Origin of the sequence: Mycobacterium sp. UM_CSW (genome assembly GCF_000455205.1) — a bacterium.
Taxonomy (GTDB): Bacteria; Actinomycetota; Actinomycetes; order Mycobacteriales; family Mycobacteriaceae; genus Mycobacterium.
Window position 1 is genome coordinate 25,615 of record NZ_AUWQ01000033.1, and the last position, 15,050, is coordinate 40,664.

20 protein-coding genes are annotated in these 15,050 nt (G+C 67.8%); 10 read left to right on the forward strand and 10 right to left on the reverse strand.

Annotation, left to right across the window (positions count from 1 at the left end; all coding sequences use genetic code 11):
* Window positions 1-29: 29 nt before the first annotated feature.
* Genes N415_RS13285 through N415_RS13300 form a run of 4 tightly spaced genes read left to right on the forward strand, consistent with a single transcriptional unit; the run spans window position 30 to window position 2,580 of the window.
* A complete protein-coding gene (locus N415_RS13285; RefSeq protein ID WP_068182164.1) occupies window positions 30-842 on the forward strand; it encodes a class I SAM-dependent methyltransferase in 813 nt (270 codons plus the stop codon).
* Window positions 835-1,689, forward strand: coding sequence for a lysophospholipid acyltransferase family protein (locus N415_RS13290; protein ID WP_068182169.1), 855 nt, complete (start codon window positions 835-837; stop codon window positions 1,687-1,689). The genes N415_RS13285 and N415_RS13290 overlap by 8 nt, the downstream gene beginning before the upstream one ends.
* A gap of 29 nt (window positions 1,690-1,718) precedes the next feature.
* Complete coding sequence (locus N415_RS13295) at window positions 1,719-2,165, forward strand: helix-turn-helix transcriptional regulator (protein ID WP_068182278.1); 447 nt, start codon at window positions 1,719-1,721, stop codon at window positions 2,163-2,165.
* A 4-nt stretch (window positions 2,166-2,169) separates the two neighbouring features.
* A complete protein-coding gene (locus tag N415_RS13300; RefSeq protein WP_068182172.1) occupies window positions 2,170-2,580 on the forward strand; it encodes a VOC family protein in 411 nt (136 codons plus the stop codon).
* Between the two features lie 70 nt (window positions 2,581-2,650).
* On the opposite strand, the gene N415_RS13305 is transcribed toward N415_RS13300, so the two are convergent.
* From N415_RS13305 to N415_RS13320, 4 genes are all read right to left on the reverse strand, one after another.
* Window positions 2,651-2,905: a hypothetical protein gene (locus N415_RS13305; RefSeq protein WP_068182175.1), complete on the reverse strand. Its 255-nt coding sequence runs from the start codon at window positions 2,903-2,905 to the stop codon at window positions 2,651-2,653.
* Window positions 2,906-3,001: 96 nt separating this feature from the next.
* Window positions 3,002-4,444, reverse strand: coding sequence for an amino acid permease (locus tag N415_RS13310; protein WP_068182179.1), 1,443 nt, complete (start codon window positions 4,442-4,444; stop codon window positions 3,002-3,004).
* 56 nt (window positions 4,445-4,500) lie between these two features.
* Window positions 4,501-4,770 (reverse strand): EF-Tu/IF-2/RF-3 family GTPase, encoded by a 270-nt coding sequence (locus N415_RS13315; protein ID WP_068182182.1) that lies wholly within the window; start codon window positions 4,768-4,770, stop codon window positions 4,501-4,503.
* A 4-nt stretch (window positions 4,771-4,774) separates the two neighbouring features.
* On the reverse strand, window positions 4,775-5,788 hold the full coding sequence (locus tag N415_RS13320) for an NADP-dependent oxidoreductase (protein ID WP_068182187.1): 1,014 nt from the start codon (window positions 5,786-5,788) through the stop codon (window positions 4,775-4,777).
* A gap of 105 nt (window positions 5,789-5,893) precedes the next feature.
* Between N415_RS13320 and N415_RS13325 the strand changes: the two genes are divergently transcribed.
* The 3 genes from N415_RS13325 (at window position 5,894) to N415_RS13335 (ending at window position 8,154) form a co-directional block, all read left to right on the forward strand.
* Window positions 5,894-6,526 (forward strand): hypothetical protein, encoded by a 633-nt coding sequence (locus tag N415_RS13325; RefSeq protein ID WP_239645530.1) that lies wholly within the window; start codon window positions 5,894-5,896, stop codon window positions 6,524-6,526.
* An 81-nt stretch (window positions 6,527-6,607) separates the two neighbouring features.
* The gene (locus N415_RS13330) at window positions 6,608-7,279 is read left to right on the forward strand and encodes a hypothetical protein (RefSeq protein WP_068182191.1); all 672 of its coding nucleotides are present in this window, start codon (window positions 6,608-6,610) and stop codon (window positions 7,277-7,279) included.
* A gap of 29 nt (window positions 7,280-7,308) precedes the next feature.
* On the forward strand, window positions 7,309-8,154 hold the full coding sequence (locus N415_RS13335; protein ID WP_068182193.1) for an SAM-dependent methyltransferase: 846 nt from the start codon (window positions 7,309-7,311) through the stop codon (window positions 8,152-8,154).
* A 1-nt stretch (window position 8,155) separates the two neighbouring features.
* Here the strand turns inward: N415_RS13335 and N415_RS13340 are convergent, their stop codons facing one another.
* Window positions 8,156-8,968 carry a glycoside hydrolase family 16 protein gene (locus N415_RS13340; protein WP_068182195.1) on the reverse strand — a complete coding sequence of 271 codons (813 nt, stop codon included), beginning with the start codon at window positions 8,966-8,968 and terminating at the stop codon, window positions 8,156-8,158.
* Window positions 8,969-9,222: 254 nt separating this feature from the next.
* Here N415_RS13340 and N415_RS32245 point away from each other — a divergent pair, with 254 nt between their 5' ends.
* Both N415_RS32245 and N415_RS13350 read left to right on the forward strand, forming a co-directional pair.
* Entirely contained in the window at window positions 9,223-9,420 is a 198-nt protein-coding gene (locus N415_RS32245) for a hypothetical protein (protein ID WP_068182197.1), read from the forward strand.
* A gap of 132 nt (window positions 9,421-9,552) precedes the next feature.
* Window positions 9,553-9,753: a hypothetical protein gene (locus N415_RS13350; protein ID WP_068182199.1), complete on the forward strand. Its 201-nt coding sequence runs from the start codon at window positions 9,553-9,555 to the stop codon at window positions 9,751-9,753.
* 9 nt (window positions 9,754-9,762) lie between these two features.
* Here the strand turns inward: N415_RS13350 and N415_RS13355 are convergent, their stop codons facing one another.
* Window positions 9,763-10,404: a cutinase family protein gene (locus N415_RS13355; RefSeq protein WP_081665229.1), complete on the reverse strand. Its 642-nt coding sequence runs from the start codon at window positions 10,402-10,404 to the stop codon at window positions 9,763-9,765.
* 103 nt (window positions 10,405-10,507) lie between these two features.
* Here N415_RS13355 and N415_RS13360 point away from each other — a divergent pair, with 103 nt between their 5' ends.
* Complete coding sequence (locus N415_RS13360; RefSeq protein WP_068182207.1) at window positions 10,508-11,182, forward strand: class I SAM-dependent methyltransferase; 675 nt, start codon at window positions 10,508-10,510, stop codon at window positions 11,180-11,182.
* Here N415_RS13360 and N415_RS13365 read toward each other — a convergent pair.
* The 4 genes from N415_RS13365 to N415_RS13380 all read right to left on the reverse strand — a co-directional run bounded on the left by N415_RS13365 (window position 11,169) and on the right by N415_RS13380 (window position 14,845).
* On the reverse strand, window positions 11,169-12,239 hold the full coding sequence (locus N415_RS13365) for a prenyltransferase (protein ID WP_068182209.1): 1,071 nt from the start codon (window positions 12,237-12,239) through the stop codon (window positions 11,169-11,171). The two genes, N415_RS13360 and N415_RS13365, sit on opposite strands and share 14 nt — an antisense overlap.
* Entirely contained in the window at window positions 12,226-12,996 is a 771-nt protein-coding gene (locus N415_RS13370; RefSeq protein WP_068182212.1) for a methyltransferase domain-containing protein, read from the reverse strand. The genes N415_RS13365 and N415_RS13370 overlap by 14 nt, the downstream gene beginning before the upstream one ends.
* Window positions 12,990-14,219, reverse strand: coding sequence for a glycosyltransferase family 4 protein (locus N415_RS13375; RefSeq protein WP_068182214.1), 1,230 nt, complete (start codon window positions 14,217-14,219; stop codon window positions 12,990-12,992). Before N415_RS13375 ends, N415_RS13370 begins: the two co-directional genes overlap by 7 nt.
* Window positions 14,220-14,416: 197 nt before the next feature.
* Window positions 14,417-14,845 carry a cellulose-binding domain-containing protein gene (locus tag N415_RS13380; RefSeq protein ID WP_068182217.1) on the reverse strand — a complete coding sequence of 143 codons (429 nt, stop codon included), beginning with the start codon at window positions 14,843-14,845 and terminating at the stop codon, window positions 14,417-14,419.
* Window positions 14,846-15,050 lie beyond the last annotated feature (205 nt).

Consider the following 15,050-nt stretch of genomic DNA (forward strand, 5'->3'; position numbering starts at 1 on the left):
GGGCCGACGAAATGAGAAGGAGAGCCGTGATGGTGACGACAGACACGCCGGACCAGGCGATCGCGACGATGCCGAGGGGCGGCCCCGGCGCGTCCTGGCTGGATCGCCGATTTCAAACCGACGCGCTCGAGTACCTCGACCGCGACGACGTGGCCGACGAGGTCAAGCAGAAGGTCATCGGCATGCTCGACCGGGTCGGCACGCTGACCAAGCAGCACGAGAAGTACGCGCGCACGGCACTCAGCGTCGTCGCGGACATCCCCAACCCCCGCATCCTGGAAATCGGCGCCGGCCACGGAAAGCTCTCGGCCCAGATTCTCAAGCTCCACCCGACCGCCACCGTCACCGTCAGCGACGTGAACCCGAATTCGGTGGCCAACATCGCCGCGGGGGAGCTGGGGCAGCACCCGCGGGCGCGCACCCAGGTGGTGGACGCGACGGCGATCGACGCCGCCGACGGCAGCTACGACCTCGTCGTGTTCGCGCTGGCGTTCCACCACCTCCCGCCGGCGGTCGCGACCCGCGCCATCGCCGAGGCCACCCGCGTGGCCAAGCGGTTCCTCGTCATCGACCTCAAACGGCAGAGCCCGCTGGCCACGATGCTGTTTCCCGTTTTCGCGCTGCCCCTGAATCTGGTGCTGATGCCGTGGTCGTCGATTCAGCCCGGCCTGCACGACGGGTTCATCAGCGCGCTGCGTGCCTACAGCCCGTCGGCGATGCGGGCGCTGGGCCGCGCCGCCGACCCACGGATGAGCATCGAGATGCTGCCCAGCCCGACCCGGTTCGGCCCGCCGTCACTCACCGTCGTGTTCTCCCGCCCGCGAGCGGACGACCGTGGCTGACAACACCGACCTCTCCGCGATCACGAAGCCAAGCGCGCGGGTGCAGACATTGCGTCGAGCCCTCGACGAGGTGAGCGACCGGCTGCGCCCCGTTATCGACCTTTCCCGGCCCTACGTCGACGGCGTCGAACGCCTGCCCGCGGACGGGCGATTCCTGTTGGTGGGCAACCACACTCAGTTCGGCTCCGAGGTCTTCTTGATCTCCGATACGGTGCGGCGCACCATCGGGACCCGGGTGCGGCCGCTGGCCGAACGGGGTTTCGGGCGCATGCGGGGGCTGCCCGGCGACCTGATCGCGGCGTACGGCGCCGTGGTCGGCGCACCGGAGACCGCGCGCGAACTGATGCGAAACGACGAGACCATCCTCGTGTTCCCCGGCGGCGGCCGCGAGATCGCCAAGTTCAAGGGCGAGGAGTACCGGCTGCGCTGGCAGGGACGCGCGGGATTCGCGCGGCTGTCGATAGAGAACGGCTACCCGATCGTGCCGGCCGGTCTCGTCGGCGGCGACGACGTCTATCGCAGCCTGACCACGCGCGACAGCGCCTACGGGCGGTTCAGTGCGGCGTTGGGCCGCAGGCTGAACGGGCGCGCGGACATGGCGATGCCATTGATGCGGGGGATCGGGCCAACCCTGATTCCCCGGCCCCAGCGCATGTATCTCCGGTTCGGTTCGCCGATCGACACGAGCAGGCCGCTGGGCGTCACGGACCAGGAGTGGGTGGACATCGTCAAGGACCAGACCCAACGGGCGCTGGAGAACATCCTGGGTGACCTGCGCCAGCTGCGCGACGGCGATCCATATCGCGGGCTCAACCCGCTGGCGTGGCACCGGGCGACGACGCCGTAACTGCCTGGCCGCGTGGCAGTATCGGCTGGGTGACCGGTAGCTCCGCCGAGCAGCGGCTGCGCGACCTCGCGCTGCTGCGTCGCGTCCGCGACCGCATCGACCGGGACTACGCGCAGCCACTGGACGTCGAGGCGCTCGCGCGCGGGGTGCACATGTCCGCCGGGCACCTCAGTCGCGAATTTCGGCGCGCTTACGGCGAATCGCCGTACTCGTACCTGATGACGAGGCGCATCGAGCGTGCGATGGCGCTGCTGCGCCGCGGCGACCTCAGCGTCACCGAGGTCTGCTTCGCGGTCGGCTGCTCGTCGCTGGGCACCTTCAGCACCCGCTTCACGGAGCTGGTCGGCATGCCGCCCAGCGTGTTTCGCAGGCATGCGGCCGACGCGACGGCGGGGATAGCGCCGTGCCTCGCGAAGCAAGTCAGCAGACCGATCAGGAATCGAGAAGCGCCACTGACGCGGCCGAACCTAACCTGACGCCATGGACATCACGATTCATTCGAGCATGCTTCCGCACGACGACCCGGAGGCCTCGCTGGCCTTCTATCGGGACACCCTCGGCTTCGAGGTTCGCCTCGACGTCGGGCAGGGCAAGATGCGCTGGATCACGGTCGGACCGCCGAACCAGCCCGACACGTCCATCGCGCTGAGCCCGCCGGCCGCCAACCCGGGCATCACCGACGACGAGCGACGCACCATCGCCGAGATGATGGCCAAGGGGACCTACGCCATGCTCATGCTGGCCACCAAGGACCTCGACGGCGCGTTCGAGCGGCTGCAGGCCGCCGACGCCGAAATCGTCCAGGAGCCAACCGAACAACCGTACGGGCTGCGCGACTGCGCGGTGCGCGATCCCGCCGGGAACCTGATCCGCATCCAGCAGATCCGCTGACCGAACCCACGACGGGAAAAGTCCCGAACCCCAAACGGGTTCGGGACTTTTCGACCGCAGCGTGCGCGAGTCACGACTCCCTGAAATACCGGGTCAGGAACCCGAAGGCGACGACCCCCGCGATGACACCGATCACGCCCCAGAGCAGCACCTGAGGAATCATCGCCCCGGTGACCCAACTGAACGTCATCGCGAGGTAGAGCCCCCAGAACACGCGGTACAGGCACCAGAGGGCAACCAACGCGTTGCCGATCCCGATGTACAGGCTGCGCTGACGGTCGACGCGGTTGATCTGCTGTTCGAGCGCGGCGGGAACAAGCTTCATTTCTGACTTCCTTTCAGGTGGCGCCGCCGGGTTGGCGTCGTCGTTGGGATAAGTACAGAGGCCGCGATTCGCTACCGATCCCAAGAACGCCGGGCGTCAGGCGGCGGGCGCGGGCTCGGCCGTTTCGCCGACGGGCTTGTTCATCTCGGCCTGGAACCGGCGATACGTCTCGGCGCGCCCGGGCCGGCGCCGCACCAGCAGCCAGCCGGCGGCGAGCACCACGAACCAGAGGGGAAACCACACCAGGGCGATCGCGGTCTCACGGTCGGTGCACAACGTCCAGATCACGAACGCGAAAAAACCCAGGATGGCCCAGCACATCGCCGCGCCGACCGGCATCTTGTAGGACGAGTCGGCATGCCGTCGCGGGTGCCGGCGCCGGTAGACGAGGTAGCTGACGACGATCACCGCCCACACGAACATGAACAACAGCGACGCGACCGTGGTCACCAACGTGAACGCGCCCATGACCGAACCGCCCACGTAGAGCAGCGGGATGGAGGTCAGCAGCAGCGCCGCGGTGAGAAACAGGGCGCCCGACGGCACGCCGCGACGGTTCAGGCGCCGAAAGGGCGACGGGGCGCTTCCGTTGTCGGCCAGGCCGAACAGCATGCGCCCGGTGGAGAAGACGCCGGAATTGGCCGACGAGGCGGCCGCCGTGGTCACCACGAAGTTGACGATCGACGCCGCGGCGCCGAGTCCCGCCAGCGCGAACATCGTCACGAACGGGGATTGGCCGCCGGCGAAGTGCCGCCACGGGACGACGGTGAGGATCGCCAGCAGCGCACCGATGTAGAAGATCGCCACCCGAATGGGAACCGCGTTGATGGCGCGGGGGAGGGTGCGGCGCGGATCCGTCGTTTCGGCCGCCGCGGCGCCGACGAGTTCCACCCCGACGAACGCGAAGAACGCGATCTGAAACCCGCCGACCACGCCCATGAACCCCGTCGCGAAGAACCCGCCGTCGTTCCACAGATTCTCGACCGTCGCCCGATTGCCTTGCGGCGAAACGAAATCGGTCGCCGCCAGCACGACGCCAACGACGATGAGGCAGCCGATCGCCGCGACCTTGATCAGGGCGAACCAGAACTCCATCTCCCCGAAGTTGCGCACGCTGGACAAGTTCAACACCAGGATCAAGCACCCGGTCACCAGCGGCGGCAGCCACAACGGCACGTCGGGCCACCAGAACCTCGCGTAGCCGGCGATCGCAACGATCTCGGCGATGCCCGTGACAATCCAGGCGAACCAATACGACCAGCCGACGAAAAAGCCCGCGGCGGGCCCCAATAGGTCGGCGGCGAAGTCGACGAACGACTTGTAGTTCAGGTTCGACAGCAGCAGTTCGCCCATCGCGCGCAGCACGAAGAACACGAAGAACCCGATGATTCCGTACACCAACAGCACCGCCGGGCCTGCCAGCGAGATCGTTTTTCCGCTCCCCATGAAAAGCCCGGTGCCGATCGCCCCGCCGATCGCGATCAACTGGATGTGACGGTTGGCGAGACCCCGGCGCAGTTGCGGGACGGCGGATGTCATGGCGAAGACATTAGAGCCGAGGGCGCCGGCCCGCGACAGTTGTGATTTGGCCCCGCTTATGCCAAAAAGACGTCTGACGAGGCGATTACGTCTCCGGCCGCAAGATCGTTCTTGTCAAGCGATTTGAAAAGCAATCCGACGTTGTCACCGGTTGTCGCGGTGTCGATTTTCTTGCGAAAAGCCTCGATAGCGTCTACGCGGACCGTCGGCCCGTCGTTGATCTTCACCTGATCGCCGACGCGCAGCTCCCCGTACTCCACGCGGCCGGTGGCCACCGCGCCGCGACCGCGGATCACGAACACGTCCTGGACCGTCATGCGAAACATGTATCTAGTCCGACAGCTTCACGACGAGCTTGCCGACGTTCTTGCCGTCGAAGAGCATGTTGATCGCCGTCGGCAGCTGCTCGAAACCCTCGACGACCGTCTCGAGCGGGGTGAGCTTGCCGCCGGCGATCAGGTCGGCGATCTCGGTGGCCGCCTCCGCCGCGCGCCCCAGGTGGTCGAGGACGATGAAGCCCTGCAGCGTCGCGCGCTGGACGAGCAGGTTGCCGAACGCGCGGGGTCCCGGCGGCGGATCGGCCGCGTTGTAGCCGGAGATGAGGCCGCAAAGCGCAACGCGGGCACCGATATTGAGGCGCGCGAAGACGGCGTCCATGATGTCTCCGCCCACGTTCTCGAAGTCGACGTCGATGCCGTCGGGGGTCGCCGCGACGAGCTGGGCGGCCCAGTCGTCGGCGCGGTGGTCGACCGCCGCGTCGAAGCCGAGCTGCTCGGTGAGCAGGGCGCACTTCTCAGGGCCGCCGGCGATGCCGACGACGCGTGCGCCGTCGACCTTGGCGAGTTGCCCGGCGATCGACCCGACCGCGCCCGCCGCGGCCGAGACCACGACCGTCTCGCCTTGCTTGGGCTTGCCAATGTCCCGGATGCCGACCCATGCGGTCAGCCCCGTCGTGCCCAGCGCGCCCAGGTAGGCGCTTGGCGAGATGCCCTCGGCGATGTCGACCGGCATCACCAGCGCCGAGTCCGACAGCACCGCGTACTCCTGCCAGCCGAGGAGTCCCTGCACCCGCTGCCCGACCGGGAATCGCGCACTCTTCGACGCGACGACCTCGCCAAGGCCGCCCGCGCGCATGACCTCGCCGATGCCCACCGGCGGCAGGTAGGTCGGGGTGTCGTTGATCCACATCCGGTTTGTCGGGTCGAGCGATATCCAGTCGACGCGCACCAGCGCCTCGCCGTCGGCGAGCTCGGGCACGGCCTCCTCGCTCAGCTCGAAAGTGTCGGGGCCGATGCGGCCGGTGGGGCGTTCGCGGAGCAGAAAACGGCGATTTCGATCGGGCATAAGCGCACCGTACTGGACCGGCGCCGCGACAACTACGCTTCGAAAAAGGGGGGCCGCCGGACGGGAAGGTTTTGCGCGGTGAACCTGGTGTCGCGAATTGCCCTGGTGACTATCGCTCTCACGGCCGCCGGATTGTCGGCGCCCGTGGCGGCTGCCGATCCGCCACCCACGCAGCAGATCACCGTCATGGCCGTCGGCCCCGGCGGCGAACCGATGAACGGCTATACGGAGACGCCACCGCAGGGCAACGTCGTCACCGTCGAGTGCTCGGAACCCTCACGGTCGGCCGTGGCCGACAACGTCTACTCCTGCTCGCCGAGCGCGGCCGGCGCCGGAACCTGCTGGCCGTCCACACCGGGGTCGCTGTTGTGCGTGGACGACCCATGGGCCAAGCGCATGCATCGGGTGAGATATGCCGGATCGCTGCCGCCGGTGCAGTCGACCGCGACCCCGGAGCCGTTCGCGCTGACACTCGACGACGCCACGCATTGCCTGCTTCGCAACGGAGGCGCTTGGGGCGTGCGCGCCGACGGCTACGAGGGCGCCTACAGCTGCAACGGCCCGCACCTCGCGGTGCTATGGCTGCCCAGCCAGGGCGCGGGTAGCTGCATCGACCGCTCGTCGCCGGCCTGGACGGTCAAGGTCGGTCAGCTCGGCACACCCGACGCCGCCCTTCCACCGCCGCAGACCCGCGCGGTGACCGAGGCGTGGTTTGCCGGAGGTAGAGCCGGCCAGTAGGCGGCGGCGCGGTTGCTGTCCGTCCAGGTCCCGTCGCTCTACCCTTCAAACAAGGGGGTGCCGGACGGAAGGTTGTGCACGGTGAACGTGGTATCCCGAACTGCCCTGGTTGCCGTGATGACCGCGGCAGGTTTGTCGCTGGCGGTACCGGCGGCCGCCGATCCGCCACCGACGCAACAGATCACCGTCGTGGCCGTCGGACCCAGCGGCCAACCGATCAACGGTTACCGGGAGGCGCCGGGGCAGAGCGACGTCTTCACGGTCACCGACTGCACAACATCGTCGCCGTCGGCGGTGGCCGGCGACGTCTACTACTGTTCGCCGACCGCTGCCGGTGCCGGCACCTGCTGGCCCTCCACGCCCGGAACGCTGTTGTGCGTCGACGATCCGTGGGACAAGCGCCTGCATCGGGTGAGCTATGACGGTCCGCTCCCGCCCGTGCAGCCGAACGCCACCCCGGACCCGTTCGCGCTGACGCTCGACGACGGCACGCGTTGCCTGCTCCGCAACGGGGGCGCCTGGGGTGGGCGCGCCGACGGGTACGTGGGCGTCTATGGCTGTGGCATCGGCGGCCCCGACAACACCGCCGTGTTGTGGCAGCCCAGCCAGGGCGCCGGGGCCTGCATCGATCGCTCCTCGGCGGTGTGGAAGGTCAAGGTCGGCGAAGTCGGCGAACCGGACAGCGTCTTCCCAGCGCCGCAGACTCATGCGGTGACGGCCGTGTGGTTTGCCGGGGGCAAGGCCGGTCAGTAGCGCGGCCGGGCGGCTGCTATAACGCACGTATGTCAGGCCCCACGCACTCGATCACCCATGTGTCGGACACGGCCCGCTGGACTGCGCTCCACCGTGCCACCGAATCGGCCCGCCCCGACGCGCTTTTCAGCGACCCGCTCGCCGAGCGCCTCGCTGGTGAACACGGCCGCGCGATCGTCGCCAACGTCCCGCGGTCGACACGCAACGGATGGTGGCTCGTCGCGCGCACCAAGATCATCGACGACGCCATCGCCGAGGCGATCGCCGCCGGCTGCGACCGGGTGCTGAACCTGGCCGCCGGCCTGGACACCCGGCCCTACCGACTGGACCTGCCGCCGGAGTTCACCTGGGTGGAGGCGGACCTGCCAAAGCTGCTCGAGGAAAAGACGCAGGTTCTCGCGGATCAGACGCCGCGGTGCCGGCTGACCCGGGTCGCCGTCGACCTGGCCGACCCGCAGGCCCGCGACGCCTTCCTCGACGAGGCCCTCGACGGCGCGACCAAAGCGCTGGTGTTGACCGAGGGCCTGTTGATGTACCTGGAAGACAGCGACGTCGACGCGCTTTCCGCGGCGTTCAAACGGCCCGAGATCGCCTGGTGGATGCTCGACTTCGCCTTTCCGGGCCTGCGCAAGATGATGAACAGAAAGATGGCCGGGATGCTGGAAAACGCGCCGTTCAAGTTCGCCCCCGAGAATGGCTTGGCCTACTTCGAGAACCTCGGCTGGCGCACCGTCGAAGCGGAATCAAACCTCGAGGCCGCCCACCGGTTTCATCGGTTGCCGCTATTCATGCGTCCGGCCACGTGGCTGCGCCCGACGGATCCGCGTCATCCGGGCCGCAGGCCCTGGGGAGCAGTCGCCCTGCTTACCCACTGAGCTACCAGACGCGGATCCAGTCGACGAGCATGTCCGCCGGGTAGGTTCCCGGTCCCGGGTCGCCGCCGCCCGAACCGGCGACCGCAAGGTTGAACACCGGGTAGACGGCGTAGCCGGGGTTGTTGAACGGCCAATCCGGAAGCGAGCTGGCGGGCACATCGAAATAGGGCTGGGCGCCGTCGGTGTAGTCCTTCCAGAAGCGGATGCCGGTCGCGTCCCACTGAGTGCGCCAGGTGTGCCAGGCGCTGTCCATCGCGATGTTGTGGGTCTTCCATTCACCGCCGTTCGCCTTCGCGTGCACGGTGGTGGCCGAGGGCCAGTTGCCGTTGCCGTACCACTCCATGACGTCGATCTCGCCCTGATCGTCGTTACCCAGCCAGTAGGCGGGCCAGGCGCCGGCGGTCAGGCAATTGAGCTTGATCCGGGCCTCCCACGTGTGCCCGACGCCGCCCCGCCACAGGCTTTGGACCTTGCCGCTGAAGTAGGTGGGGCCGTCCTTGGCCGCGCGCAGCACCAGGTTGGAGTTGCCGTCGAGAAACACGTTCTTGCGATCATCGCGGTACTGCCCGATGTGCTCGGGCAACTCCCAGTACGTCGGGTCCTTGATCGTTTCGCGGGCCTTGGCCACCGCCCACTTGGACGGGTCGGGGGCCGAGCCGGCCGGCCCGTCGAATTCGTCCTGGAAGATGTAGCTCTGGCCGCTCGGTGTGTCTGGTCGACCCGGAAAGGCGCAAGCCTCGGGGAGCGGCAGCGCGGCTGCCAGCACGCCGATCCCGGTCGTCAGCATCATCCGGCGGCGGTCTATCTGCGGCATAAGCAAGGCACCCTAGCAGCCGGTGCCGCCCTAGGTCGAAACGAGAAATCTGTCGGTACCCATCGCTACGGTGTGGATCGCCGCTGGCCGCAAAACGGACGACGGCGGGGCAGTGGGTTTGGATGACGCCGAAATTCATGGCTAATTCTCAACTTGGCGCGTGGTTTGGTCACAGGATCCGCAGGGCATCCTGGAATTACGAACCGATAAACACTGTTCATTCTTTTGCGGATTGCTCGGGAGGAGTTGGAATCATGGCGGACGCGGACGGCGCGACGGTCATTTTCCTTCAATCCCATCCCGCATGGGCCGCGGCCCGGCGGCGGGACCGGGAGCGCCGCGACGCCATGCGTCGCCATCCCTCTTTCCTTGCCCGACGGCATGCCGCCGTGGCGAGCGGCCAGGTCACCCGCAACTTCAAGGTGTACTCGAGCACCGACACCCCGGCCTGAAATCCGCCGCCTTTAACCGCGAAATGCGGACCAATTGCACTTCGGAGGGTTCGGCCATTAATCCGAATTCCCTTGTAATGCAATCCAATAGCATCGGATGCGCGACGGCCCAAGCCGCGGCATAATCCTCGCGTGGCCCAGACACGCAGGACGAAGGCGCTCGCGAACCCCGCCCAACCGCACGGCGCGCTCCTGCACGAATTGGAGCGCTACATCGAGGCCCACAATCCCGGCGTGACGGACGTCAACGTCGTCAGCGCGACGGACACCGGCCAGGCGGACAAGAGCCACAAGCCGGTACGCCACTGGTATCAGGTCACGTACGAAGCCTGAATCCCCAGCTCAGAGCTTGCCCGCGACGAAATCGGCGGCCTGGTTCGCCATGCCGGCGTCGATGTACGCGCCGGCCAGGTGTTGCGGCCAGTTCTCTTTCCAGGTGTTCGGGTCCGCCGGGTTGCAGACGGGGTCGGCACCATGGCACAACTCGATGGTCCTGTCGTTGTAGAGCGGGTTGAAGTTCGTGATCGGACCCACCCATTGGCTTCCGTTGCCGAACAGCGCGACCGCGGCCACGTGCTGGTCGATGCCCGGCGGCAGTGGGCTGTCGAAACCGAACGCGGCGATGGGCGCGGCGAGCACGACGTCGGTGACGGCCGCACCAAGCGAATAGCCCCCCAGCACCAGCCGGGTGTCCGGGCAGTTGTTGACCATGTCCTGGATGTGATGGCTCATGTCGTTGGCACCGACGTCGACGTCCGTGTCGGCGCCGTACTTCACCGCGTACACGCCGATGTTCTTCGAAACCTTGGATCGCAGCGCACTGATGAACGCGCTGCCGAGCGCGCCGGTGCCGGGCGACTCGAACCGTCCGCGGGCGAAGACGACCTGCACGGCGGGACAGCTCGCGGCGGCGGCCCGGGGCGTCCCCGCCGGCACCACCGCGGGCGCCACAGTCAACGCCGCCGCGGCGACAACGGCGGCCATACCGATATCAAGCAACCTGCGGATAGGCAAAGCGCGCACAGCACGATGGTAGAGCGAGCGCGCCGCTTGGGCAGGGTGAATTCCGGTCGGATAGGTTCGCCTCATGAGCCGTGCCAACGCCGAGTCACCCGAGCGCCTGTTTGCGCTCGCCGAGCAGGTGCAGGGCTTCATGCCGCCCGACGAGGGACGCGCCCTCTACGACGCCGCGCTCCGGTACCTCGACGGCGGCGTCGGCGTCGAGGTCGGCACCTACTGCGGCAAATCCACCCTCTTGCTCGGCGCGGCGGCGCAACAGACCAACAGCGTGCTCTACACCGTCGACCATCACCACGGCTCGGAGGAACACCAACCCGGGTGGGAGTACCACGACGCCTCGATGGTCGATGACGTGACGGGTCTGTTCGACACGCTGCCGACGTTCCGCCGCACGCTGGACGCCGCCGGGCTCGACGACCATGTCGTCGCCGTCGTGGGCAAGTCGCCGGTCGTGGCCCGGGGGTGGCGGGCACCGCTGTCGTTGTTGTTCATCGACGGCGGCCACTCCGAGAAGGCCGCGAACGAGGACTTCGACGGCTGGGCGAAGTGGGTGGCCACCGGCGGGGCGCTGCTCATCCACGACGTGTTCCCCGACCCACGCGACGGCGGCCGCCCGCCCTACTACATCTATCGCCGGGCGATGGATTCCGGTCAGTTCCAGGAGGTTTCGGCCACCGGGTCGCTGCGGGTGCTCGAACGCACCGGCGGACGGGCGGGCGAGGAAATAATCACCGGCCGGTAACCACGCACTCGCAGTCGAAGTCGGTCTGCAGCCCCACGGGCAGCCCGTCGCCGCGGAAGATCCCGCTGCCCTTGGTGGTGTCCGACAGCGCGTCGGCCGCCAGGATCACCGCCGCGCCGGTCCAGGTGGTGCGTTTCTCGGGCCATCGCTTGCCGTCGGCGAAAACCAGACCGGTCCAATAGGACCCGTCCCCTTCGCGCAGGTGCTGCATCGCGGCGAACTGGCGGTGCGCGGCGGAGCGGTGGCCGATGGCGTCGAGGGCCATCACCAGTTCGCAGGTTTCGGCGCCGGTCACCCAGGGCCGATCGTCGACGCAGCGGATGCCGAGGCCGCCGACCACGAAGTCGTCCCAGCGCTGCCTTATCCGCCGGGCCGCCGCCGGGCCCCGCAGGGCGCCGCCCAGGATCGGGTAGTACCAGTCCATCGAGTAGCGGTCCTTCTCGGTGAACGCCTCCGGGTGCACCGCGATCGCGTGGCCCAGGCGCCCGAGGGCCAGCTCCCATTCCGGCTGGGGATCCCCGACCAGGACGGCCAGCGCCAGTGCGCAGCGGATGCTGTGGAAGACGCTGGCACACCCGGTCAGCAACGCTTCCGGGACAGGCCCGGCTTCGCTTCGAGCCCAGGCGATTTCGCCGTAGCCGAACTGCAAATCGATGACGAAGTCGATCGCCTTGTGCACCACCGGCCACATCTCGGCGGCGAACGACCTGTCGCCGGTAATCAACACGTGATGCCAGACCCCGGTGGCGATGTATGCGCAGAAGTTGCTGTCGCTGTTGGCGTCTTCGATTGTGCCATCGCGCATTTGGATGGGCCAGGAGCCGTCGGCCCGCTGCGTGCGGCGGCTCCATTCGAACGCGGCCCGCGCCGGCTCCAGCAGTCCGGCGGCGGTGAGCGCCATCGCGCACTCCACGTGGTCCCACGGATCGGTGTGTCCACCCGCGAACCAGGGAATGGCGCCCGACGATTCCTGGTCGGCCGCTATCGACTTCGCGGTCTGCCGGCACTGGTCCGGGGTGAGGACACCCGGAATCGCCGGCGCGCTAACTCGACGCAACTGAATATCCCTGGGCAGCTTCGCTTTCCGCGGCGGGCGGCGCTGCGTAGTACTTCGCGAAATACAGGACCACGCTCTTTCCGACCAGCGGGTTGAGCAGCGACTCGGCCAGCTGCGTCACCTTGGGCCGTCGCATCAGGTCCCACACCAGAAGCTTGTGATAGGTGGCCACGGCAGGGTGATCCGAATTCGACACTCCCACCGCGCATTTGAGCCACCAGAACGGCGAGTGCAGAGCGTGCGCGTGATGGGCGTGGATCAATTCGATTCCGCCGCCCGCGATCTTGCCGCGCAACTCATCGGCCCGGTAGATGCGAACGTGCCCGCCCTCGTTGGCGTGGTATTCGTCGGAAAGCAGCCAGCAAATGCGCTCGGGCAGCCAGCGCGGGACGCTGACCGCCAGCGTCCCACCGACTTTGAGGACCCTTATCAATTCGGCGATGGCGGCGTCGTCCTGCGGGACGTGCTCGAGGATCTCCGAGGCGATGACGCAGTCGAACGTCTCGTCGGCGTACGGCAGGCTGAGCGCGTCACCGAGAACGACCTTCGCCGAGGCCCCCTCAGGCGCCTCGCCGGTCTCGGCCATCGCCTTCAAAATCGTGTCGACGGACCGCAGTTCGTCCGGATCCCGGTCGAAGGCGACGACGTCCGCGCCGCGCCGGTAGGCCTCGAAGGCGTGCCGGCCGCCGCCGCATCCCACGTCGATCACCTTGGCGGACGGACCGATACCGAGCCGGTCGAAATCTATCGTCAGCATCGCGCGATCGCCCGCTCGTAAACCTGCACGGTTTGGGCGGCCACCGCTTCCCAGCTGAACACGTTGATCGCGCGCTCCCTGCCCGCCTTGCCCATGGTGCGGCGTTTTTCCGGCGAGTCGAGCAGCTCGCCGAGCGCGCCGGTCAGGGCGTCGACGTCGGCCGGGGGCACCAGCTCGGCGCAGGCGCCGTCGGTCCCCAGGACTTCGGGCAGCGCGCCCACCCGGCTGGCCACGATCGGCGTCCCGCTCGCCATGGCTTCCACCGCGGGCAGCGAAAACCCTTCGTACAGAGAGGGAATGCAGGCGACCTCGGCCGACGCGAACAGGGCGGCGAGCGCTTCGTCGGACAGCCCGCTGGTGATGTGGACGATGTCCGAGATCCCCAGCTCCGCGATGAGTTTGTGGGTGGGACCATTGGGTTCGACCTTGGCGACGAGCCGCAATTCGACGTCTCGGCGCGTGCGCAGCCTGGCGACCGCGTGCAACAGGGTCCGCACGCCCTTCAGGGGGGTGTCGGCGCTGGCGATCGCGATGATGCGGCCGGGTTGGCGGGGGCCGGCCGCCGGCCGGAACAGCTCCGTGTTCACACCCAGCGGCACGACGTGCAGTTGATCGCGGGAGACGCCGAAGTCCGCGACGATGTCCGCGGCCGACGACGACGAGACCGTCAACAGGTCGGGGATCCGGCGGGCCACCTGCTCCTGCATTTTGGAGAACCCGTACCAGCGGTGCACCAGCGGCTTGCGCCACCAGCGCGCGGCGGCGACGTCGAGCACGCGGTCGCGGGTGATGGGGTGATGCACGGTGGCCACCACCGGCAGCCCCGCGTCGGCGATCGCCAGCAGCCCGGTGCCCAGGCTCTGGTTGTCGTGCACCAGGTCGAAGTCGTTCGCGCGCTCGGCCAACAGCCGCGCCACGCGCATGGTGAACGTGCGCGGTTCGGGAAAGCCCGCCGTCCACACGGTCAGCAGCTCCAGCAGGTCGATCGAGTCGCGGATCTCGCTGGGGCGCGGCACCCGGAAGGGGTCGGGCTCACGGTAAAGATCCAGGCTGGGCACCCTGGTCAACCGCACCCGCGGATCGAGCAGCTCGGGATATGGCTGGCCGGAGAACACCTCGACGTCGTGGCCGAGCTCGACCAGGCCGCGGCTGAGATGGCGCACGTAGACGCCCTGTCCGCCGCAATGGTCCTTACTGCGATAGGACAGCAGGGCAATTCGCATACTCAACTCTTATCCGCCGAAGAAAGATGGCGGGCGGGCGGCCCCCAATCCGTCGCGATCAACGGACTCCCGAGCTCCGTGACAGCAAACTGGACATGTGTCCAGACTATAGTTCGCCGACCTAATTGATGCAATCGAGGGCGGAACACCGTGTTGAGTCTGCCCTCAAGGCTTCGGCGCTTGCGAAGCGGCCGCCACTAGCTGCAGGGGTATTGCCCGTTGAGCACGCAGTTCGCCGGCGGCGAGTAGGTGCCGCTCAGCACGCCCCTCATGCCGCCCGTGGCTGAACCAAGGGGCGGGATGACGCGATTCCAGTTCGCGGGGCTCAGCACGAAGTGCGTGCCGTATTGGGTGAAGGTGCTGTTCCAGGTGTGGGATATGCCTTCTCCCGCCGGCAAATCGAATTCGATCTTCCAATCGCTCATCGGCGCCATGCTCGCGTTGGTCACGGTGAAGTTGGCGATGAAGCCGGTCTGCCACGTGTGTTCCACCGACAACGTCGCCGCGGCGGCGGCCGCATGAGCGGCGGGGGAGCCGGCGAGTCCCAGGACGGCAACCAGCATTGCCGGCATGGTCACGTGAAGCGCTGTGCGCCAGCGTTTCACGCAATTGTTCGGGCGGGCCATAGTGGCCAACAGTAGGGACAAGCAGGCGGTATCGGCCCGCGCATCGCGGGTAAGCTGCACGACCTTTGCCCAATCGAAACCGTCATGAAATCGGCGGAGAGTGCCGGTCCGCGGGATGAGCCCGTTTTGTTACCATCGCGCCGTGCACGACGGATGGCGATCGATCTCGCGACGCGACGCCTTTAAGTATGCGTTCGCGCCGGCC

Excerpts from the sequence above, each read along its gene's own strand:
- N415_RS13340 (WP_068182195.1), bottom strand. The coding sequence starts at position 8,968 with ATGCCGCAGATAGACCGCCGCCGGATGATGCTGACGACCGGGATCGGC.
- N415_RS13300 (WP_068182172.1), top strand. The coding sequence starts at position 2,170 with ATGGACATCACGATTCATTCGAGCATGCTTCCGCACGACGACCCGGAG.
- N415_RS13355 (WP_081665229.1), bottom strand. The coding sequence starts at position 10,404 with ATGGCCGCCGTTGTCGCCGCGGCGGCGTTGACTGTGGCGCCCGCGGTG.
- N415_RS13305 (WP_068182175.1), bottom strand. The coding sequence starts at position 2,905 with ATGAAGCTTGTTCCCGCCGCGCTCGAACAGCAGATCAACCGCGTCGAC.
- N415_RS13335 (WP_068182193.1), top strand. The coding sequence starts at position 7,309 with ATGTCAGGCCCCACGCACTCGATCACCCATGTGTCGGACACGGCCCGC.
- N415_RS13375 (WP_068182214.1), bottom strand. The coding sequence starts at position 14,219 with ATGCGAATTGCCCTGCTGTCCTATCGCAGTAAGGACCATTGCGGCGGA.
- N415_RS13320 (WP_068182187.1), bottom strand. The coding sequence starts at position 5,788 with ATGCCCGATCGAAATCGCCGTTTTCTGCTCCGCGAACGCCCCACCGGC.
- N415_RS32245 (WP_068182197.1), top strand. The coding sequence starts at position 9,223 with ATGGCGGACGCGGACGGCGCGACGGTCATTTTCCTTCAATCCCATCCC.
- N415_RS13315 (WP_068182182.1), bottom strand. The coding sequence starts at position 4,770 with ATGTTTCGCATGACGGTCCAGGACGTGTTCGTGATCCGCGGTCGCGGC.
- N415_RS13360 (WP_068182207.1), top strand. The coding sequence starts at position 10,508 with ATGAGCCGTGCCAACGCCGAGTCACCCGAGCGCCTGTTTGCGCTCGCC.
- N415_RS13310 (WP_068182179.1), bottom strand. The coding sequence starts at position 4,444 with ATGACATCCGCCGTCCCGCAACTGCGCCGGGGTCTCGCCAACCGTCAC.
- N415_RS13285 (WP_068182164.1), top strand. The coding sequence starts at position 30 with ATGGTGACGACAGACACGCCGGACCAGGCGATCGCGACGATGCCGAGG.
- N415_RS13380 (WP_068182217.1), bottom strand. The coding sequence starts at position 14,845 with ATGGCCCGCCCGAACAATTGCGTGAAACGCTGGCGCACAGCGCTTCAC.
- N415_RS13370 (WP_068182212.1), bottom strand. The coding sequence starts at position 12,996 with ATGCTGACGATAGATTTCGACCGGCTCGGTATCGGTCCGTCCGCCAAG.